Annotated in this window: 19 protein-coding genes; 12 read left to right on the top strand and 7 right to left on the bottom strand. The window is 67.3% G+C overall.

Annotation, left to right across the window (positions count from 1 at the left end):
* The 3 genes from WS64_RS13315 to hisC all read left to right on the top strand — a co-directional run bounded on the left by WS64_RS13315 (position 1) and on the right by hisC (position 2,510).
* Positions 1-606, top strand: a complete 606-nt coding sequence (locus tag WS64_RS13315) for a 50S ribosomal protein L25/general stress protein Ctc (protein WP_060966967.1) — start codon at positions 1-3, stop codon at positions 604-606.
* Positions 607-724: 118 nt separating this feature from the next.
* Positions 725-1,324: an aminoacyl-tRNA hydrolase gene (gene pth / locus WS64_RS13310; protein ID WP_060009005.1), complete on the top strand. Its 600-nt coding sequence runs from the start codon at positions 725-727 to the stop codon at positions 1,322-1,324.
* Between the two features lie 118 nt (positions 1,325-1,442).
* Positions 1,443-2,510 carry a histidinol-phosphate transaminase gene (hisC, locus tag WS64_RS13305; protein WP_060966639.1) on the top strand — a complete coding sequence of 356 codons (1,068 nt, stop codon included), beginning with the start codon at positions 1,443-1,445 and terminating at the stop codon, positions 2,508-2,510.
* A gap of 80 nt (positions 2,511-2,590) precedes the next feature.
* Here the strand turns inward: hisC and WS64_RS13300 are convergent, their stop codons facing one another.
* From WS64_RS13300 to rsmD, 3 genes are all read right to left on the bottom strand, one after another.
* Complete coding sequence (locus tag WS64_RS13300) at positions 2,591-2,857, bottom strand: YfhL family 4Fe-4S dicluster ferredoxin (RefSeq protein WP_006477774.1); 267 nt, start codon at positions 2,855-2,857, stop codon at positions 2,591-2,593.
* 59 nt (positions 2,858-2,916) lie between these two features.
* Positions 2,917-3,414, bottom strand: a complete 498-nt coding sequence (gene coaD / locus WS64_RS13295) for a pantetheine-phosphate adenylyltransferase (protein ID WP_014895999.1) — start codon at positions 3,412-3,414, stop codon at positions 2,917-2,919.
* A 111-nt stretch (positions 3,415-3,525) separates the two neighbouring features.
* The gene (gene rsmD, locus WS64_RS13290) at positions 3,526-4,140 is read right to left on the bottom strand and encodes a 16S rRNA (guanine(966)-N(2))-methyltransferase RsmD (RefSeq protein WP_060966638.1); all 615 of its coding nucleotides are present in this window, start codon (positions 4,138-4,140) and stop codon (positions 3,526-3,528) included.
* A 218-nt stretch (positions 4,141-4,358) separates the two neighbouring features.
* Here rsmD and ftsY point away from each other — a divergent pair, with 218 nt between their 5' ends.
* On the top strand, positions 4,359-5,519 hold the full coding sequence (gene ftsY, locus WS64_RS13285) for a signal recognition particle-docking protein FtsY (RefSeq protein WP_060966637.1): 1,161 nt from the start codon (positions 4,359-4,361) through the stop codon (positions 5,517-5,519).
* A gap of 59 nt (positions 5,520-5,578) precedes the next feature.
* Here the strand turns inward: ftsY and maiA are convergent, their stop codons facing one another.
* Entirely contained in the window at positions 5,579-6,223 is a 645-nt protein-coding gene (gene maiA / locus WS64_RS13280) for a maleylacetoacetate isomerase (RefSeq protein ID WP_060966636.1), read from the bottom strand.
* A 181-nt stretch (positions 6,224-6,404) separates the two neighbouring features.
* Between maiA and ybiB the strand changes: the two genes are divergently transcribed.
* Positions 6,405-7,376 carry a DNA-binding protein YbiB gene (ybiB, locus tag WS64_RS13275; protein ID WP_060966635.1) on the top strand — a complete coding sequence of 324 codons (972 nt, stop codon included), beginning with the start codon at positions 6,405-6,407 and terminating at the stop codon, positions 7,374-7,376.
* 377 nt (positions 7,377-7,753) lie between these two features.
* Complete coding sequence (leuA, locus tag WS64_RS13270; RefSeq protein WP_060966634.1) at positions 7,754-9,400, top strand: 2-isopropylmalate synthase; 1,647 nt, start codon at positions 7,754-7,756, stop codon at positions 9,398-9,400.
* 155 nt (positions 9,401-9,555) lie between these two features.
* Here leuA and WS64_RS13265 read toward each other — a convergent pair whose 3' ends face one another.
* Positions 9,556-9,939, bottom strand: a complete 384-nt coding sequence (locus WS64_RS13265; protein ID WP_060966633.1) for a nuclear transport factor 2 family protein — start codon at positions 9,937-9,939, stop codon at positions 9,556-9,558.
* Positions 9,940-9,984: 45 nt separating this feature from the next.
* A complete protein-coding gene (locus WS64_RS13260) occupies positions 9,985-10,554 on the bottom strand; it encodes an acyloxyacyl hydrolase (protein ID WP_059642653.1) in 570 nt (189 codons plus the stop codon).
* A gap of 359 nt (positions 10,555-10,913) precedes the next feature.
* On the opposite strand from WS64_RS13260, the gene rpoH reads away from it, so the two are divergent.
* The 6 genes from rpoH to WS64_RS13225 all read left to right on the top strand — a co-directional run bounded on the left by rpoH (position 10,914) and on the right by WS64_RS13225 (position 18,486).
* The gene (gene rpoH, locus WS64_RS13255) at positions 10,914-11,849 is read left to right on the top strand and encodes an RNA polymerase sigma factor RpoH (RefSeq protein ID WP_060966632.1); all 936 of its coding nucleotides are present in this window, start codon (positions 10,914-10,916) and stop codon (positions 11,847-11,849) included.
* Between the two features lie 369 nt (positions 11,850-12,218).
* Positions 12,219-12,500: a cytochrome oxidase putative small subunit CydP gene (gene cydP / locus WS64_RS13250; protein ID WP_179231750.1), complete on the top strand. Its 282-nt coding sequence runs from the start codon at positions 12,219-12,221 to the stop codon at positions 12,498-12,500.
* On the top strand, positions 12,490-14,070 hold the full coding sequence (locus WS64_RS13245) for a cytochrome ubiquinol oxidase subunit I (RefSeq protein WP_059575619.1): 1,581 nt from the start codon (positions 12,490-12,492) through the stop codon (positions 14,068-14,070). Before cydP ends, WS64_RS13245 begins: the two co-directional genes overlap by 11 nt.
* A gap of 31 nt (positions 14,071-14,101) precedes the next feature.
* Positions 14,102-15,238 (top strand): cytochrome d ubiquinol oxidase subunit II, encoded by a 1,137-nt coding sequence (gene cydB / locus WS64_RS13240; protein WP_059575617.1) that lies wholly within the window; start codon positions 14,102-14,104, stop codon positions 15,236-15,238.
* 69 nt (positions 15,239-15,307) lie between these two features.
* Complete coding sequence (cydX, locus tag WS64_RS13235; RefSeq protein ID WP_006477761.1) at positions 15,308-15,430, top strand: cytochrome bd-I oxidase subunit CydX; 123 nt, start codon at positions 15,308-15,310, stop codon at positions 15,428-15,430.
* Between the two features lie 584 nt (positions 15,431-16,014).
* Entirely contained in the window at positions 16,015-18,486 is a 2,472-nt protein-coding gene (locus WS64_RS13225) for a family 20 glycosylhydrolase (RefSeq protein WP_060966630.1), read from the top strand.
* Between the two features lie 176 nt (positions 18,487-18,662).
* Here the strand turns inward: WS64_RS13225 and nagE are convergent, their stop codons facing one another.
* Complete coding sequence (gene nagE, locus WS64_RS13220; RefSeq protein WP_060966629.1) at positions 18,663-20,423, bottom strand: N-acetylglucosamine-specific PTS transporter subunit IIBC; 1,761 nt, start codon at positions 20,421-20,423, stop codon at positions 18,663-18,665.
* Positions 20,424-20,498: the final 75 nt, after the last annotated feature.

Here is a 20,498-nt window from a genome sequence, read left to right as displayed (position 1 = left end):
ATGAAAGTCGTCGCTTTCGAGCGCCAACAGCAAGGTACGGGTGCGAGCCGCCGCCTGCGCAACGCCGGTAAGACCACGGGTATCGTTTACGGTGGCGAAGCCGCCCCGCAAAAGATCGAACTCGATCACAACGCCCTGTGGCACGCCCTGAAGAAGGAAGCTTTCCACTCGTCGATCCTCGATCTCGAAGTGGCCGGCCAGTCGCAACAGGTTCTGCTGCGCGACGTGCAATACCACCCGTTCAAGCAACTGGTGCTGCACGTGGACTTCCAGCGCGTCGACGCGAAGAAGAAGCTGCACACGAAGGTGCCGCTGCACTTCCTGAACGCTGAAGTCAGCCCGGCCGTCAAGCTGTCGAGCGCGGTCGTTTCGCACGTCGCGACGGAAATCGAAGTCGAGTGCCTGCCGGCTGCCCTGCCGGAGTTCCTCGAAGTCGACCTGTCGAAGATCGAAGCCGGTCAGTCGCTGCACGCGAAGGACATCGCACTGCCGAAGGGCGTGACGCTGGTCGCGCACGTCGACGTGGAAAACCCGGTTGTCGCGTCGGCGACGATCCCGGCTGGTGCCGTGTCGGACGCAGCAGAAGGCGAAACGCCGGCTGCCTGAGCGGCTGCCTGCGCCCCATCGATCCGTTTCGCGAAACGGTCGACGCAACCCGCCGCGGCTTGCCCGGCGGGTTTTTCTTTTTCTGCGCCCAGGCGGCCGCCGCCGCCTTCGAAACGTCATGATCAAACTGATCGTCGGCCTCGGCAATCCCGGGGCGGAATACACCGCGACGCGCCACAACGCCGGTTTCTGGCTGGTCGACCAGCTCGCCCGCGAAGCCGGCACGACGCTGCGCGACGAACGCCGCTTCCACGGCTTCTACGCGAAAGCGCGCCTGCACGGCGAGGAAGTCCATCTGCTCGAGCCGCAGACCTACATGAACCGCTCCGGCCAGTCGGTCGTCGCGCTCGCGCAATTCTTCAAGATCCTGCCCGACCAGATCCTCGTCGCGCACGACGAGCTCGATCTGCCGCCCGGCACCGTGAAGCTGAAGCTCGGCGGCGGCAGCGGCGGCCACAACGGGCTGAAGGACATCACCGCGCATCTGTCGTCGCAGCAATACTGGCGGCTGCGGATCGGCATCGGCCATCCGCGCGACCTGATTCCGGAAAGTGCGCGCGCCGGCGCGAAGCCCGACGTCGCGAACTTCGTGCTGAAGCCGCCGCGCCGCGAGGAACAGGACGTGATCGACGCATCGATCGAACGCGCGCTCGCCGTGATGCCGATGGTCGTCAAGGGCGAACTCGACCGCGCGACGATGCAACTGCATCGCAACTGATCGCCCGTCGCAGCGGCCCGGTGCATCGGCTGTCCCGCGCAACCGGGCGGCCTCGCCCGCCCCACCGCGACGCGCACATGCGGTAATCTGGACGTTTTTGCCCGACAGGAGCCAAGCGGTGAGCCGTTACTGGAGCGACGTCGTTCAGCAACTCGTGCCTTACGTGCCGGGCGAACAGCCCGCGCTCGCGCACCCCGTCAAGCTGAACACCAACGAGAATCCCTATCCGCCGTCGCCGCGCGTCGTCGCGGCGATCGCACGCGAACTCGGCGACACCGGCGACACGCTGCGCCGCTATCCGGACCCGGTCGCGCGCGCGCTGCGCGAGACGGTCGCGGCCCATCACCGCATCCAGCCCGGGCAGGTGTTCGTCGGCAACGGCTCCGACGAAGTGCTCGCGCACGCGTTCCAGGCGCTGCTCAAGCACGACCGGCCGCTACGCTTTCCCGACATCACGTACAGCTTCTACCCGACCTACGCGCGCCTGTACGGCGTCGAGACCACGGTCGTGCCGCTCGCGGACGATTTCTCGATCCGCGTCGACGATTATCTCGACGACGCCGGCGGCGTGCTGTTTCCGAACCCGAATGCGCCGACCGGGCGCGCGCTGCCGCTCGCGGACGTCGAGCGGATCGCGGCCGCGAATCCGTCGTCGGTCGTCGTGATCGACGAAGCGTACGTCGATTTCGGCGCGCAGTCGGCGATTACGCTGATCGACCGTCATCCGAACCTGCTCGTCGTGCATACGACGTCGAAGGCGCGCTCGCTCGCGGGCATGCGCGTCGGCTTCGCGTTCGGCGATGCGGCGCTGATCGACGCGCTGAACCGCGTGAAGGACAGCTTCAACTCGTACCCGCTCGACCGGCTCGCGCAGGTTGCCGCACAGGCCGCGTATGAAGACACCGATCATTTCAACGCCACCTGCCGGCGCGTGATCGACAGCCGCGCGCGGCTCACGCATGCGCTCGGCGCACTCGGCTTCGAGATCGTGCCGTCGGCCGCGAATTTCGTGTTCGCGCGCCATCCCGCGCACGATGCGGGCACGATCGCGGCGAAGCTGAAGGAACGGGAAATTTTCGTGCGGCACTTCCGGCTGCCGCGGATCGACCAGCACCTGCGTATCACCGTCGGCACCGATGCCGAATGCGATGCGCTCGTCGCGGCGTTGCGCGCGCTGCTGGCCTGACACGGAAAGATCGGCGCCGGGCGGCGCCGATCCGAAAGCGCGGCGCGCGGGCCAATCGAGGCGCGCGCGTCAGCGCAGAATCACGATGCGTCGTCGCCCTTCACGGCGATCAGCGCGTGATACTTCTCCATCAATTGCGCATGCGATTCGTCATGCTGCGGATCGCGCGGAATGCATTCGACCGGACACACCTGCTGGCACTGCGGTTCGTCGAAATGGCCGACGCACTCGGTGCACTTGTTCGGGTCGATCACGTAGATGTCCGGGCCCATCGAAATCGCGCCGTTCGGGCACTCGGGCTCGCACACGTCGCAATTGATGCACTCGTCGGTAATCATCAAAGCCATACTGATCTCACTTCTTCAGGCCGTCGGCCGGCCTCGCAACGAAACCGGCCGACGCCGCGTCACGCGGCGGGGCCTCCCATCGCGGCGACTTTCTCGGTCAGCCATTTCTCGACGGACGGAAACACGAATTTGCTGACATCGCCGCCCAATTGCGCGATTTCGCGCACGATCGTTCCCGAGATGAACTGGTACTGATCGGACGGCGTCATGAACATCGTCTCGACGTCGGGCAGCAGATAGCGGTTCATCCCTGCCATCTGGAACTCATACTCGAAATCGGACACGGCGCGCAGCCCGCGCACGATCACGCGCGCATTGTTGACGCGGACGAAATCCTTCAGGAGGCCGGTGAAACTCATCACCTTCACGTTCGGGTAATGGCCGAGCACCTCGTTCGCAATCGTCAGACGTTCTTCGAGCGAGAAAAACGGCTTTTTCGCGCGGCTGTCGGCAACGCCCACCACCAGCGTATCAAAAATGCTCGACGCGCGCCGCACGAGGTCTTCGTGCCCGCGCGTCAGCGGATCGAACGTACCGGGATACACGGCGACTACCATGTCGCTCCTCCTGTCATCACGCAAACGGGATGGCAGCCGTGCGATGCACGCGCCGCTGCCGAGATGGGCATGCGTCGCCTTTGCGGCGCGCCGCCTCGTATGGAACGCGCATTATTCATCATTTTCGCGCCGCAGCAAATGATAGTGAACCGCCCCCGCCTTGCCGCGCTTCACCACCTGCCAGCCAGCCAGCGCGTCGTGCGCGGCCGGATCGAGTTCCGCCCCCGTTTCGACGTACAGCGCGCCGTCCGTCGCGACGAGCGGCGCCGCCAGCGCGATCGCGCGCTCGAGCGCGGCCAGGTCGTCGAACGGCGGATCGAGGAACACGACGTCGAACGCGCCCGGCGTGAGCCCGGCCGCGAGCCGCAGCGCATCGGCTTCGGCGATCTCGACCGAACGGGCGCCGAGCTTGTCCTTGATCGCACGCAGTTGGTGCGCCGCGCGCGGATGGCGCTCGACCATCACGACGCTCGCCGCGCCGCGCGACGCGGCCTCGAAGCCGAGCGCGCCGGTGCCCGCGAACAGGTCGAGGCAGCGCCAGCCTTCGAGATCCTGGCCGAGCCAGTTGAACAGCGTCTCGCGTACGCGATCGGGCGTCGGGCGCAGGCCGTCGAGATCGAGCACCGCGAGCGGCGTGCGTTTCCAGTCGCCGCCGATGATGCGGATCGTGTGCGGCTTGCCGCGGCCGGAAGGGGCCGCTGAGCGGCCGGAAGAGGAACGGGACATTCGGGAATATCGACAACGGAGGGACCGGACGCGCGCAGCCGCGCGCCGCCAAACAGGCGCACGTTACCACAGCGGCGACGCGCGCTGACGCGAGCGCCACGCCGCACTGATAAAATGCACGGTTTCGGCCGCCGAGCGCCGCGCCCACGCGAACGCAGAACGGCCCGTCCGGCGCCCCCGCCCCCGGCGGCGGCCCGCCCTCTTCCCGACGCCAGACCATGTTCAGTTTCTTCAAACGATTCAAGAAAACGCAGGAGCCCGATCCGGCGGAATCGCGATCGGCCGACGCGCAGCAAGCGGACGAAGCGTCCGACGCCGACGCGCCCGCGCTCGACGCGCCACCCGCGGCCGAGCTGCCGCAGGCGAGCGCCCAACCGGCCGCGCCGGCCGTCGTGATGACGGTCACGCCGACCAACGACGGCCGCGACGAAGTCGTCGAGACGGTCGAGATCGTCCCGCCGCCGCAGCAGGACGCCTCCGCGAAGAAGTCGTGGCTCGCACGCCTGAAAACGGGGCTCGCGAAGACGGGCTCGAGCATCACCGGCGTCTTCGTCAACACGAAGATCGACGAGGACCTGTACGAGGAGCTCGAAACCGCGCTGCTGATGTCCGACGCGGGCGTCGACGCGACCGAATACCTGCTCGGCGCGCTGCGCGAGAAGGTGCGCGCGGGCCGGCTGACCGATCCGCAGCAGGTGAAGGATGCGCTGCACGACCTGCTCGTCGAGCTGCTGGCGCCGCTCGAGAAATCGCTGATGCTCGGCCGCGCGCAGCCGCTCGTGATGATGATCGCCGGTGTGAACGGCGCGGGCAAGACGACCAGCATCGGCAAGCTCGCGAAGCATCTGCAGAGCTTCGACCAGTCGGTGCTGCTGGCCGCCGGCGACACGTTCCGCGCGGCCGCGCGCGAACAGCTGGCGGTCTGGGGCGAGCGCAACAACGTGACGGTCGTGCAGCAGGAAAGCGGCGATCCGGCCGCGGTGATCTTCGACGCGGTCAGCGCCGCGCGCGCGCGCAAGATCGACGTGATGATGGCCGACACGGCCGGCCGCCTGCCGACGCAGCTGCACCTGATGGAAGAGCTGAAGAAGGTGAAGCGCGTGATCGCGAAGGCGCACGACGGCGCGCCGCACGAGGTGCTGCTGGTGATCGACGCGAACACCGGCCAGAACGCGCTCACGCAGGTGAAGGCGTTCGACGACGCGCTGGGCCTGACCGGCCTGATCGTCACGAAGCTCGACGGTACCGCGAAGGGCGGGATTCTCGCCGCGATCGCGCGGCAACGGCCGGTGCCCGTCTACTTCATCGGCGTCGGCGAGAAGGTCGAGGACCTGCAGCCGTTCAGCGCGGTGGAATTCGCGGACGCGCTGCTCGGCTGACCGCCGCCGGCTCGCCTCGCACGGGGCGCCTTCGGGCGCCCTTTTTCATGCGGTCGCGCTCATTCCGCGTCGGGCTGCACACCCGGCTCGGCGGCCTTGAACGCATCGATCGTCGCCGCATGGTCGACGATCCGCTGGATCGTCGGGAAACGCGTCGTATCGATCGAGAAGCGGTTCGCGTTGAACACCTGCGGCACGAGGCACACGTCGGCGAGCGTCGGCGTGTCGCCGAAGCACAGCTTGCCGGTGCGCGGATCGTTCGCGAGACGGGTCTCCAGTGTGTCGAAGCCCGCCTCGATCCAGTGCCGGTACCACGCGTTCTTTGCGTCCTCGGACACCTTCAGCGTGTGCTTCAGGTACTTCAGCACGCGCAGGTTGTTGAGCGGATGAATCTCGCACGCGATCTGCAGCGCGACCGCGCGCACGTACGCGCGATCGACCGGCTGCTTCGGCAGCAACGGGGGCTCGGGATGGGTTTCGTCGAGATATTCGATGATCGCGAGCGACTGCTGCAGCGTCGCGTCGCCGTCGATCAGCGTCGGCACGACCGCATCCGGATTCAGCGCGCGGTACGCGTCCTTCAGCTGCTCGCCGCCGTCGCGCAGCATGTGCACGGGCGCATAGTCGAACGGCAACTGCTTCAGGTTCAGGGCGATCCGCACGCGGTACGACGCGGAACTGCGGAAATAGCTGTAGAGCTTCATGGGATGTCTCGCTTTTGGTCGTATTCGGCCGGCGGCGGCACGGGCGCGGCGCAGCCGGTGCGCGCGGCGCCGGGAACCAGAGTGTAGCGCGGCGCGATGCGCGGCCGCGCCCGTGCGATACTCGGGGCATTCCTCACCGCTCACCGCGCGGCCCCACGCCGGCCGCCCGCCCCACGTTCCGATGACCGCTTCCCACGATCCCGCCGCCCCGTTCCCTTGCGCTCGCTTCATCAAGGAAATCGGCCGCGGCCCGAACGGCGCGCGCGCCCTGTCCGCCGAGGACACGTTCGAGCTCTATCGCGCGATGCTCGATGCGCGCGTGTCGGACCTCGAACTCGGCGCGATCCTGATCGCCTATCGGCTGAAAGGCGAATCCGCCGACGAGCTGGCCGCGATGCTCGCCGCCGCGCAGGCGTCGTTCGAGCCCGTGCACGTGCAGGACGCCGCGTTCCGCCCGGTGTCGATCCCGAGCTACAACGGCGCGCGCAAGCAGCCGAACCTCGTGCCGCTGCTCGCATTGCTGCTCGCGCGCGAAGGCGTGCCGGTGCTCGTGCATGGGGTGGAGCACGATCCGGGCCGCGTGACGAGCGCGGAGATTTTCTCGGCGCTGTCGCTCGCGCCGTCGACGTCGCACGATGCGATCGAGGACACGCTCGCCGAGCGCCGCGTCGCATTCGCGCCGATCGACGTGCTCGCGCCGCGCATCGCGCACCTGCTGTCGATGCGCAGGGTGCTCGGCGTGCGCAACTCGACGCATACGCTCGTGAAGATTCTGCAGCCGTTCGCGCCGGCCGGGCTGCGGCTCGTCAACTACACGCACCCGCCGTACCGCGACAGCCTCGCGCAGCTGTTCCGCGATCATCCGGACGCCGCGCTCGGCGGTGCGCTGCTCGCGCGCGGCACCGAAGGCGAAGCGGTGGCCGACACGCGGCGCCAGGTGCAGGTCGACTGGCTGCACGACGGCGTGTGCGACACGCTGATCGACGCCGAGCGTTCGTCGACCGACGCACCGCCCGTCGCGCTGCCCGAGTCGCGCGATGCGGCGACCACGGCCGCGTGGACGGACGCCGTGCTGCGCGGCGAGGTGCCGGTGCCCGACACGGTCGCGCGGCAGGTCGCGACGATCGTGCGGATCGCCCGCGTCGCGCGCTGACGGCGCGGCGGCGCCCGGCCGTTATCCCGATATTTGACACGGGAGCGCATCCTGGCATAGAGTTGCCGTCATGCGTTCCTTTCCGAACACCCTCCGAATTACCTCCGGCCGCCTAGCGCGGCCGCTATCGCTACGACTAGCCTAAGGCTGTCGTAGCGCCGTGTGCTGTCCGCACGGTCCTCCCAGCAGTTCCTCGCCGTACCCCTCTCGCAGTTTTTACAACCCGAAGTCGTCAGCCTTCGTCCGTCCATCCGTCGGCCGATTCGCGAAGATCATCCGCATCCATGGCGCCATCGCGCGCCGGGGGTGCGAGGCAGCGCCAACCATCGCCCATGCCGCCCGTCTTCGCTCGCGACTTGAGACCCGAGGTCCAGAAGATGATGCGCAATCCGCAAGACAAGTACCGTCCGTTCGAGCCCGTCCGCCTCAATGGCCGCCGCTGGCCGGCCCGCACCATCGAGCGCGCGCCCGTGTGGATGAGCACCGACCTGCGCGACGGCAACCAGTCGCTGATCGAGCCGATGAGCATCGAGCAGAAGCTCGAGTTCTTCGAGATGCTGATCGCGATCGGATTCAAGGAGATCGAAGTCGGCTTTCCGTCGGCGTCGCAAACCGACTTCGATTTCGTCCGCAAGCTGATCGACGACAAGCGGATTCCCGACGACGTGACGATCGAGGTGCTCGTGCAGTCGCGCGAAGACCTGATCGCGCGCACGTTCGACGCGCTCGAAGGCGTGCCGCGCGCGATCGTGCACCTGTACAACGCGGTTTGCCCGTCGTTCCGCCGCATCGTGTTCGGGATGTCGAAGGACGACGTGAAGGCGCTCGCGATCGACGGCACGCGCATCATCAAGGAACACGCCGCCGCGCGCCCCGATACGCACTGGACGTTCCAGTACTCGCCGGAAACCTTCAGCATGACCGAGCTGACGTTCGCGCGCGAGATCTGCGACGCGGTCGCGCAGACGTGGCGTCCGACCCGCGACCACAAGATGATCGTCAACCTGCCGGCCACCGTCGAAGCCGCGACCCCGAACGTGTTCGCCGACCAGATCGAATGGATGGACCGCAACCTCGCGTATCGCGACAGCATCGTGCTGTCCGTGCATCCGCACAACGATCGCGGCACGGCGGTCGCGGCGGCCGAACTCGCGCTGCTCGCGGGCGCCGATCGCATCGAGGGCTGCCTGTTCGGCAACGGCGAGCGCACCGGCAACGTCGATCTCGTCACGCTCGCGTTGAACCTCTACACGCAAGGCATCGACCCGGGCCTCGATTTCTCCGACATCGACGCGGTGCGCCGCGTCGTCGAGCGCTGCAACCAGATTCCGGTGCATCCGCGCCACCCGTACGCGGGCGACCTCGTGTTCACCGCGTTTTCGGGCTCGCACCAGGACGCGATCCGCAAGGGCTTCGCGCAGCAGCGCGCCGACGCGGTCTGGGAAGTGCCGTACCTGCCGATCGACCCCGCCGATCTCGGCCGCAGCTACGACGCGGTGATCCGCGTGAACAGCCAGTCCGGCAAGGGCGGCGCGACGTTCCTGCTCGAACGCGGGATGGGCTTCACGCCGACGCGCCGCGTGCAGATCGAATTCAGCCAGGCGGTGCAGACGCTCGCCGACGCGTCGGGCGAGGAAGTGACGGGCGACGCGATCTGCGCGCTGTTCGCACGCGAATTCCTCGAAACCGACGGCCCGGCCGCGCGCCACGGCAGCGGCGCGCGCTGGCGGAACCGCGAGATCGCGGCGGCGCCCGCCGCCGACGCGACGCCCGACGACACCGTGCGACATTTCGCCGCGGCCTTTGCGACGGCCGCCGGCGCCGCCGTCGACATTGCGTCGTGCGAACACGTGCGCGCCGCGGACGGCCGGATCGCGGTATCGGTCGGCTGCCGGGTCGGCGACGCGCCGCTGCGGCACGGCGTCGGCGTGCACGCCGATGCGGCGAGCGCGGCGCTCGATGCGCTCGTCAGCGCGATCAACCGCTCGGCATGGCACTGCGCGGATCGCCGCGCGGCGGCCTGAGCGCCGGGCTTCGATGCAGGGTTGAATGTCAGCGAGCGGTGCGTGACCGCCCGTGCGCCGCGCGATCCGCGCCGCACGAGGCAGCAAAAAGCGGCTCAGAAGGCCGCTTCGGTCGAGGCATGAAAAGGGACACTACCCGGGGGCGCCACCCGCGCTCATGTTTCGGTCGCACACCGTGTCGCCTGCCACGCGAGCAGCCGCCACTGCCCGTGCTCGTGCGCGTGCACGGCCGTGTAGGCGATCGGAAACACGAGGCCGCCATTGTTCGTTTCCATCTCGATCAACGCGCGCCCGGTCACGACGCAGGTGGCATCGCCGACGGGCAGCAGGTCCTGCGACTGGACCTCGATCTGACGATAGCGGCGGCGGCCGGCGACGATGGCGTCGATGAACTGCTGCTTGGTTTCGCGTTTGCCGTTGGTGTGCACGAAGAACACCTTGTCCGACAATTGCGCGTCGAGCGCCTCGCCGTCGCCGTCGACCATCGCCCGGAACCGATCGCGCTCGAGCGCGCGGATCGCATCGACCACCTTCGCCATCGCCTGACTCCTCGGCAACGCGCCCGCCGTGCGCCGGCGTGCGGATCAGAAGTTGTACTGCAGGTAGAACTGGTGGAAATTTATACCAGGATTCGGCTCTTTGATACCCGCGTTAGACACATGTTGGAAACGGTAACCGACCTGATACTGTTGCCGTTCGCCGAACTGCGCGCCGACGCCGACGACGTCCGCGAACTGGAACGATGTCGACAGCGACAGATTGTTCGAGATCGTCGGATGCGTGAGGAACCGGATGCCGGCGCCGGCCTCGACGAACGGGCGAACCTGGCCCGCGCTCTTGATGAAACGGAACATCGGCGTCGCGCCGAATTCACCGATGTTGGCGTGCACGTTGCCGCCGGTGTGCCAGTAGCCGACATGGCCTTCCATCACGAACGCGAAGTGCCAGCCGCCGATTTCCCACCAGTTCCAGCCCGGATCCCAGACCACGCCGAGATCGGCCTTGTCGATCCCGTGGCGATCGGAAAATCCGCCGCCCGCCTGGATTCCCCAGCGATCCGCGAAAGCCGCACCCGATCCGCCCAGGAGAGACGCCGCCAGCATCGCGTGCAGCACCACCCGGCCGCGGGGCCGACGGTTCTTCTTATTGTTCATCTGACACTCCAACTTTGTGGGTTGAATGGAGCCTGCCGCGACGGCCCGGCCCGAGCGAACTGAATGGTATGGTAAAGGACTTTTCGGATCGGCATCACGAAGCGAAATTGTTTGCTTCCAAAACGACAAAAATCGAAATCGTCTCCCGATTCCCATCAGAAACAACGGCTTACGGAACTTCGCGGCGGAGGCCTTGTCGCAGAATAGACTATCGGCTCGACTGATTCGATAGAAAATAGGGAACTTGGATGCCCCCGTGGCCTCTAAGGAATTAGCACTCATCTTGCGGGAGTGCTAAGATGGCCTCCGGAATCTCAACCGAGACCGGGGGTTTGCCCCTGATTCCAAAGGAGTTTTTAGTGAGCAACGCCCTGACCCTCCCGAACACCCTGCGCCCGACGCCGGCCAAGGCCGAATCGGCAGGCTCGCTGGCGCTCGCAGCCCAATCGATGTTGCCCGGCCAGCTCGGCAACATCGACGCGTACATCCAGGCCGTCAATCGCATTCCGCTGCTGACCGCCGAAGAGGAACGCCGGTACGCAACCGAATTCCGCGAGGACAACAACCTCGACGCGGCGCGCCGGCTCGTGCTGTCGCACCTGCGTCTCGTCGTGTCGATCGCGCGCAACTACCTCGGCTACGGCCTGCCGCACGGCGACCTGATCCAGGAAGGCAATATCGGCCTGATGAAAGCCGTGAAGCGGTTCGACCCGGCGCAAAACGTGCGCCTGGTGTCGTATGCGATTCACTGGATCAAGGCCGAGATCCACGAGTACATCCTGCGCAACTGGCGCATGGTGAAGGTCGCGACGACGAAGGCGCAGCGCAAGCTGTTCTTCAACCTGCGCAGCCACAAGAAGAGCATGCAGGCGATGACGCCCGAGGAAATCGACGGCCTCGCGCAGGAGCTCAACGTCAAGCGCGAGGAAGTGACCGAGATGGAAACGCGCCTGTCGGGCGGCGACATCGCGCTCGAAGGGCAGGTCGACGACGGCGAGGAGTCGTACGCGCCGATCGCCTACCTGGCCGACTCGCACAACGAGCCGACCGCCGTGCTCGCCGCGCGCCAGCGCGACATGCTGCAGACGGACGGCATCGCGCAGGCGCTCGACGCGCTCGACGCGCGCAGCCGCCGCATCATCGAGGCGCGCTGGCTGCACGTCGACGACGACGGCTCGGGCGGCTCGACGCTGCACGATCTCGCCGCCGAGTTCGGCGTGTCGGCGGAACGCATCCGCCAGATCGAAGCCAGCGCGATGAAAAAGATGCGCACGGCCCTCGCCGAATACGCGTAAATCCCGGCGATTCAGAGCACTGCATCGAAACCGCTGCCCGACCGGCAGCGGTTTTTTTTCGTCCGTTTTCCGCTGCTTTTGACGCGCTTTTCAGCGCGTTTCACACCCCGTTTTCCACCCCGTCTTCCACCCGTTAATTGAACTGATTCCTCCGGCATTGCGCTATTTGCAGCGCTCATCCGCATAACCTTGATCCACCTCAATTTTTAACCCCTGTTTCGCGACGGTCTGCCGCAGCGCAGCACTCGGCATCGGAAAGCAGTCCTTTTAAAATTGGCACGTCAGGCGCAAAAGGATTAAAACAGCTTCACGGCCGTCACCAATCCGACGTAAAGTCGCCCCCAATCCGACCTAAATCGATTCAGGATAATCGCCTTGATCTCGATCAATAAAGAGCCTGCGCCGCCCTCGCGGCCGGCCGGCCCGATCGGCTGGCGCGCGCGCATCGCCGCATGGGCACGCGGACCGACCCTCGCCCGCGACATCACCCTGGTGCTGATCGTCAAGCTGATCCTCCTGATGTCGCTCAAATACGCATTCTTCAATCATCCGCAGGCCGAGCACATGTCGCTGCCGCCTGCCGCCGTGGCCGAGAAGCTGCTCTCGGTGCCGGCGCCTGCACCCACCGAGGGAGACCACCATGATAAGTAGCGAAGTCGTCGATCTGTCGCGTCTGCAGTTCGGCATTACGGCGCTCTACCACTTCCTGTTCGTGCCCCTGACGCTCGGCCTGTCCTGGCTGCTCGTCATCATGGAAGCCGTCTACGTGATGACCGGCAAACAGGTCTACAAGGACATGACGCAGTTCTGGGGCAAGCTGTTCGGGATCAACTTCGCGATGGGCGTGACGACCGGCATCACGCTCGAATTCCAGTTCGGCACGAACTGGTCGTACTACTCGCACTACGTCGGCGACATCTTCGGCGTGCCGCTCGCGGTCGAAGGCCTGATGGCGTTCTTCCTCGAATCGACGTTCGTCGGCCTGTTCTTCTTCGGCTGGAACCGCCTGTCGAAGGTCAAGCACCTGATCGTCACGTTCCTCGTCGCGCTGGGCTCGAACCTGTCCGCGTTGTGGATCCTCGTCGCGAACGGCTGGATGAACAACCCGGTCGGCGCCGAATTCAACTACCAGACGATGCGCATGGAGATGACGAGCCTGTTCGACGTGCTGTTCAACCCGGTCGCGCAGGTGAAGTTCGTGCACACCGTGTCGGCCGGCTACGTGTCGGCGGCGATGTTCGTGCTCGGCGTGTCGTCGTGGTACCTGCTGAAGAAGCGCGACGTCGACTTCGCGCTGCGCTCGTTCGCGGTCGCGGCCGGCTTCGGCCTCGCGGCCACGCTGTGCGTGATCGTGCTCGGCGACGAATCGGGCTACACGACCGGCGAAGTGCAGAAGATGAAGCTCGCCGCGATCGAATCCGAATGGGAAACGCAACCGGCGCCCGCGTCGTTCACGCTGATCGGCATCCCGAACCAGGAGGAACAGCGCACCGACTACGCGATCAAGATCCCGTACGCGCTCGGCCTGATCGCGACGCGCTCGATCGACGAACCGGTGATCGGCCTGCGCGACCTCGCGAAGCACAGCGAGGAGCACATCCAGAGCGGGATGATCGCGTACGGTGCGCTGCAGAAGATCAAGCAGGGCGACACGAGCGACGCGACGCGCGCGCTGTTCGACCAGCACAAGCAGTATCTCGGCTACGGGCTGATGCTCAAGCAGTTCACGCCGAACGTGACCGACGCGACGCCCGAGCAGATCAAGGCCGCCGCGAAGAAGACGATCCCGCCCGTCGCGCCGGTGTTCTTCTCGTTCCGGATCATGGTGTTCCTCGGCTTCCTGTTCGTCGCGACGTTCGTTGCCGCGTTCTGGTTCTGCGCGCGCCGGCAACTGCTGCAGGACAACCGCCGCTGGTTCCTGCGCTACGCGGTGTGGGCGATCCCGCTGCCGTGGATCGCGATCGAATTCGGCTGGATCGTCGCCGAGCTCGGCCGCCAGCCGTGGACGATCGCCGGCGTGCTGCCGACGCACCTGTCCGCGTCGAGCCTGCAGCCGAGCGACCTGTACCTGAGTCTCGCCGGCTTCATCCTGTTCTACACCGCGCTGTTCGTCATCGAGATCAAGCTGATGTTCAAGTACGCGCGCCTCGGCCCGTCGTCGCTGCATACCGGCCGCTATCACCACGAACTCGCCGCTGCCGGCGAGCGGGCCGCGGTTTGAACACGCCCTCGCAACCGAACAAGGAATCGCTATGGACTATGCAACGCTCAAGCTGATCTGGTGGGTGCTCGTCGGCGTGCTGCTGATCGGCTTCGCCGTCACCGACGGCTTCGACATGGGCGCGACCGCGCTGCTGCCGTTCCTCGGCAAGACCGACGAGGAGCGCCGCATCATCGTCAACACGGTCGGCGCGACGTGGGAAGGCAACCAGGTGTGGCTGATCACGGCCGGCGGCGCGATGTTCGCGGCCTGGCCGCTCGTCTACGCGGCGTCGTTCTCCGGCTTCTACTTCGCGATGCTGCTCGTGCTGTTCGCGCTGTTCTTCCGGCCGGTGGGCTTCGACTACCGCAGCAAGCGGCCGGACCCGCGCTGGCGCGCGGGCTGGGACTGGGGCCTGTTCGCCGGCGGCTTCGTGCCGGCGCTCGTGTTCGGCGTCGCGTTCGGCAACCTGCTGCAGGGCGTGCCGTTCAAGTTCGACAGCGACCTGCGCGTGACCTACTACGGCGGCTTCTGGGCGCTGTTGAACCCGTTCGCGCTGCTGTGCGGGCTCGTCAGCCTCACGATGCTCGTCGCGCACGGCGCGGCGTTCATCAAGATGAAGACCGACGGCGCGATCGCGCGCCGTGCGTCGATCGCGCTGCGCGTGGCGTCGTTCCTCGCGGTCGTGCTGTTCGTGCTGGCCGGCGTGCTGGTGGCCTCCTACATCGGCGGCTTCCACATCACCCACGCCGCGCCGACCGACACCGTCGCGAACCCGCTGCTCAAGGATGTCGCCGCCGGTTCGGGCCTGTGGCTCGCGAACTACGGCGACTATCCGTGGATGATCGCGGCGCCGGTCGTCGGGATCGCGGGCGGCGTGCTCGCGCTGCTGCTCGCCGGCTCGAAGCAGGAAAAGACGGCGTTCTTCTGCACGGGCCTGATGATCGCCGGCGTGATCCTGACCGCGGGCTTCTCGATGTTCCCGTTCATCATGCCGTCGTCGCTCGACCCGCGCAGCAGCCTGACCGTGTGGGATTCGACGTCGAGCCACATGACGCTGCAGGTGATGCTGTTCGCGGTGATCGTGTTCCTGCCGATCGTGCTGATCTACACGAGCTGGGTGTATCGCGTGATGCGCGGGAAGGTCACGCACCAGACGCTCGAAGAGAACAAGCACTCGATGTATTGATGCATTGAACCGGGTCGGGGCGCGCGGGCGCCTCGCCCACCGTTCCACCGTTTCGCAAGGAGTCGGATCATGTGGTATTTCAGCTGGATTCTCGGTATCGGCGTCGCGCTGTCGTTCGGCATCGTCAACGCGATGTGGCTCGAAGCGCGGCAGAAGACGCAGGAAGCGCCCGTGCGGGCACGCCGCGACTGATGCACCGGCGCACTGACGCGCGACGCGCGCGCCGATCGCGCGCCGCCACCGTCCGGAAGGGAAAGAACCTCGCTTCACGCGAGGTTTTTTTTCGTCCTGGCCGCGCGCGGGCAGGCATCGTGCATCGATGCCAATTTAGCGCCAGATTGATACCACTTGAATACCAATAAAAGGTTTCATAAGATCGTTGGACACGGCCGCTGACAGGCCGATTCCTTCTGGGTGGGGGAGACATGCGAATCCCGTGTGTAGCGTGCGCGTGCGCGCCGTGTCGACGTCCGCGTGCCGCGGCGCGCGCCGTCGTCGCGATCGCGTGCGGCCGCACGCATGCCGTCGGCCGCGGCCGCGTCGCCGCCGCGGCGGTTGCCGCGCGCCGCCGATGAATCCGCGCACGCGGCCGCGCCGATCCGATCGGCACGCATGCCCGCCTCCCGTTCCGTAACGCACGCTCGCGCGTGCCGAATGCGCGCGGTGCAGCCGCATCGCCCCGCGTGCAGGTATCTCCCGCAGCTCCACTGAAAGACCCGATCGCAGCGACGTCGCGTCACGATGCCGCCACGCCCTCTTTTTCTCAGGAGTTCGAATTGAAGCGTACCTTGCCATCCCTCATTGCCGGTCTGCTGCTCGCGGTGCTGCCCCCCACCGCGATCGCCGCGGTACCGGCGTCGGCCGCCGCCGGTGCGATCACCGGCGCCGCGCAAGCAGCCAGCCTCGCGACGGTGCTGTCGAACGGGCTCGCGTTGCGCGTGGCCGTCGACAACAACCATGCGGCCGCCGCCGGCGTACCCTGCGCCGATCTCGGCGCCGACGGCGCAGCCTGCGCGACGGGCCGCCTGATCCTGCAGAACCGCGGCCACCAGGCGATCGCCGACGGCGGCTGGAAACTCTATCTGCACAGCATCCGCCGTCTGCTGCGGATCGACCGCCCGGGCTTCGCGCTGCGGCGGCTCACCGGCGACCTGTACGAACTGACGCCGCAACCGGGCTCGGTGCGGCTCGCGCCCGGCGAGCGCATCGAGTTGCCGTTCGTCGCCGAATACTGGCTGCTGCGTTACAGCGACGTGATTCCGCGCCCGTATGTCGTCGTCGACGGCGCGCCGCCGGCCGTGCTGCGCTACAACGATACCGACAACGAACTGCGCTACGTCGAAACCCTGCCGGCCGACGCGCAGAACAATTCGACCGGCAACGCGCCGGCCGTGGCCGCACGGCCCGATCCGGGCCGCGCGCTGCCGAGCGTGAAGCGCGAACTGCCGCTGCCCGGCACGCTCGAGCTGCGCGGCGTCGAACTCGCGCTGCCGGACCTGCCGGACGCGCAGGTCGCGGTGCTGCGCGAGCGCGCGACGACGCTCGGGCTCGACGGCGCACGCGTGCCGGTTCGCGGCTTCGTCGCGCCGCGCCGGCTGCCGGCCGACCTCGCCACACCGGGCGGCTACCGGCTCGCGATCGGGCCGCGCGGCGTGCTGATCGAAGGCTACGATCGCGCGGGCCTCTACTACGGCGTGCAGACGCTCTACTCGCTCGCACCGGCCGGCGGCGGCCCGATTCCCGCGATGCTCGTCGAGGATGCGCCGCGCTTCACGCATCGCGGCATGCACGTCGACCTCGCGCGCAACTTCAAGCAGCCGGCGACGCTGCGCCGCCTGATCGACCAGATGAGCGCGTACAAGCTCAACCGGCTACACCTGCATCTGTCCGACGACGAGGGCTGGCGCATCGAGATTCCCGGCCTGCCGGAGCTGACCGAAATCGGCTCGCGCCGCTGTCACGACCCGGACGAGACGCGCTGCCTGCTGCCGCAGCTCGGCTCCGGCCCCGACAACCGCTCGGGCGGCGGCTACCTGACGCGCGACGACTACGTGGCGCTCGTGCGCTACGCGGCCGCGCGTTTCGTGCAGATCATCCCCGAGATCGACATGCCCGCGCACGCACGGGCTGCCGTCGTGACGATGGAGGCGCGCTACCGACGGCTGCATGCGGCCGGCCGCGAGCAGGAAGCGAACGCGTATCGGCTGCTCGACCCGCAGGACACGACGAACCTGACGACGGTGCAGTTCTATGACCGGCGCAGCGACCTGAACCCATGCGTGCCGGGCGCGCTGAACTTCGCGTCGAAGGTGATCCGCGAGATCGCGGCGATGCACGCGGACGCGCAGGCGCCGCTGCAGACCTGGCACTACGGCGGCGACGAAGCGAAGAACATCTTCCTCGGCGGCGGCTTCCAGCCGCTGAACGGCACCGACCCGAACAAGGGGCGCATCGATCTGGCCGCGCAGGACAAGCCGTGGGCGCGGTCGCCCGCGTGCACGGCGCTGCTCCAGCGCGGCGAGATCAAGTCGATCGACGAGCTGCCGACGCGCTTCGCGAAACAGGTGAGCGCGGCGGTCGACGCGAACGGGATCGGCACGATGGCCGCGTGGCAGGACGGCATCAAGCATGCGAACGGGCCGCGGGATTTCAGCACGCGCCATGTGATGGTGTCGCTGTGGGACACGATCTTCTGGGGTGCGTCGGACAGCGCGCGCGACCTGAGCGGCAAGGGCTACCAGACGGTGCTCGCGCTGCCCGACTACCTGTACTTCGACTTCCCGTACACGCTCAATCCGCGCGAGCGCGGCTACTACTGGGGCTCGCACGCGACCGACGAGTACAAGGTGTTCTCGCTCGCGCCGGAGAACCTGCCGCAGAACGCCGAAGTGATGGGCGACCGCGACGGCAACGCGTTCGAGGTGACGGGCACGGGCCCCGCGCCGCGCATCGAGGGCATGCAGGGCCAGGCGTGGGGCGAGGTGATGCGCAACGACACCTTCCTCGAATACATGACCTACCCGCGGCTGCTCGCGCTGGCCGAGCGCGCGTGGCACCGGGCCGACTGGGAGCTGCCGTATGCGGCCGGCGTGCGCTTCAAGCGCGGCGACACGCACCACGTCGACATCGCCGCGCTGCAGCGCGACTGGGCCGGCTTCGCGACGCTGCTCACGCAACGCGAATTGCCGAAGCTCGACCGGGCCGGCATCGGCTACCGGAAACCGACCTTCACGCTGACGAATCCGTGAACGGTTGAACGGCCCGGCAGTCGGCGCGACAGGCGAAGCGCGCCCACGCATCGCCTGTCGCGCATCGAGCATTGCCCGCGCCAAAGAAAAAACGGCTTGCGACGTACGCGTCGCAAGCCGTTTTTCGTTTCATCCCCGGCCGGACCCGCCACGCGGCTCCGGCCGGCTTCACCGCCTCACGCCGGTTGTGCCGCCGCCCCGCCGCCCGACGGCGGCAGGCGCGCGCCGAGCTGTTCGGCATAGCGTGCGGCCGCGTTGCCGCAGACGATGTGGAACGTGTCGAGCGCCACCCATGCGACGTCGAGTGCGCCGAGACGCTCGCGATCGACCGCCGACGGATCGCGCACGACCACGCGCAGGCGCGTGGTGGCCACCGCATCGAGCGACACGACGTTGGTCGCGCCGCCGAATACCGCGAGCCAGCGCGTCGGCTCCGGATCGAGCGGGCCGGCGGCCGCGCCCGTGACGGGCTGCGCGGCGGCGGCCGGCGCCGTCGCTGCCGCGCCGCTGCCGATCGCGGCGCGCATCTCGTCGGCAATGATGTCGGCCTCGGGCCCGATGATCACCTGCACGCTGTTGCCGCCGCGCTTGAGCACGCCGCGTGCGCCGATCGACTTCAGTTCCGGCTCCGATACCTTTTCCGGATCGACGACGCTCAGGCGCAGGCGCGTCGTGCACGCGTCGACGACCGACAGGTTGGCCGCCCCGCCGAGCGCGGCGATGTAGCGTTGCGCGCGCGGCGCGGCGGCCGTTGCAGCCGCGCCCGCGGCCGGCGCGACGAAGCCGCCCGATGCATACGATTCCGTGGCCGCATCGGCCGAGGCCGGCTCACGGCCCGGCGTGGCCATGTTGAACTTGCGGATGAAGAAGCGGAACAGCCCGTAGTACGCGACGCCGTACGCGATGCCGAGCGGGATCGCGATCCAGCCCTTCGTCGACAGCCCGTAGTTCAGCACGTAGTCGATCGCGCCGGCCGAGAACGTGAAGCCGAGCTTCACGCCGAGGATCTGGCAGATCGCGAGCGACAGCCCGGTGAGCACCGCGTGGATCACGTACAGCACCGGCGCGAGGAACATGAAGCTGAATTCGATCGGCTCGGTCACGCCGGTCAGGAACGACGTCAGCGCCATCGAGAACAGCAGGCCGCCGACCATCGCGCGGCGCTCCTTCGGCGCTTCGTGCAGCATCGCGAGACACGCGGCCGGCAGGCCGAACATCATGATCGGGAAGAAGCCGGCCATGAAGGTGCCCGCGGTCGGATCGCCCGCGAAGAAGCGGTGCAGGTCGCCGTGCACGATTTCGCCGCCGGCCGGCGGCGTGAAGTTGCCGAACACGAACCATGCAAGCGAGTTGATGATGTGGTGCAGGCCGGTGACGAGCAGCAGCCGGTTCAGGAAGCCGAACACGAACGCACCGATCGCGCCCGCCGTCGTCAGCCACTGGCCGGCCGCGTCGATCGCATGCTGGATCGGCTGCCACACGTACCCGAACGCGATGCCCAATATCACGCACACCAGCCCCGTGATGATCGGCACGAACCGCTTGCCGCCGAAGAACGCGAGGTAGTCCGGCAGCTTGATGTCCTTGTAGCGGTTGTACAGCAGCCCCGCGACGACACCCGCGATGATCCCGGACAGCACGCCCATGTTCAGCTTGGGATCGATGTCCTTCATGATCGCGGTTTCGATCAGGTAGCCGATCGCGCCCGCGAGCGCCGCCACGCCGTTGTTGTCCTTCGCGAAGCCGACCGCCACGCCGATCGCGAACAGCAGCGGCAGGTTGTCGAAGATCGCGCCGCCGGCGTCGGCGATCATCTTGATGTTGAACACGTCCGGCTGGCCGAGCCGCAGCAGGATGCCGGCGACCGGCAATACCGCGATCGGCAGCATCAGCGCCCGGCCCAGGCCCTGTATTTTCAGAAACGGATTCCCGTCCATTCGATCCTCCAATCCATGTCTCGTCGTTAAGCGTCGTTGACCTAATTGCTTTCGTAGTAAAACGGGCCGCGAGCC

Source organism: Burkholderia anthina (assembly GCF_001547525.1).
GTDB lineage: Bacteria > Pseudomonadota > Gammaproteobacteria > Burkholderiales > Burkholderiaceae > Burkholderia > Burkholderia semiarida.
Note: the sequence above shows the minus strand (reverse complement) of the source record. Positions and strands in the feature narration are given on the sequence as shown.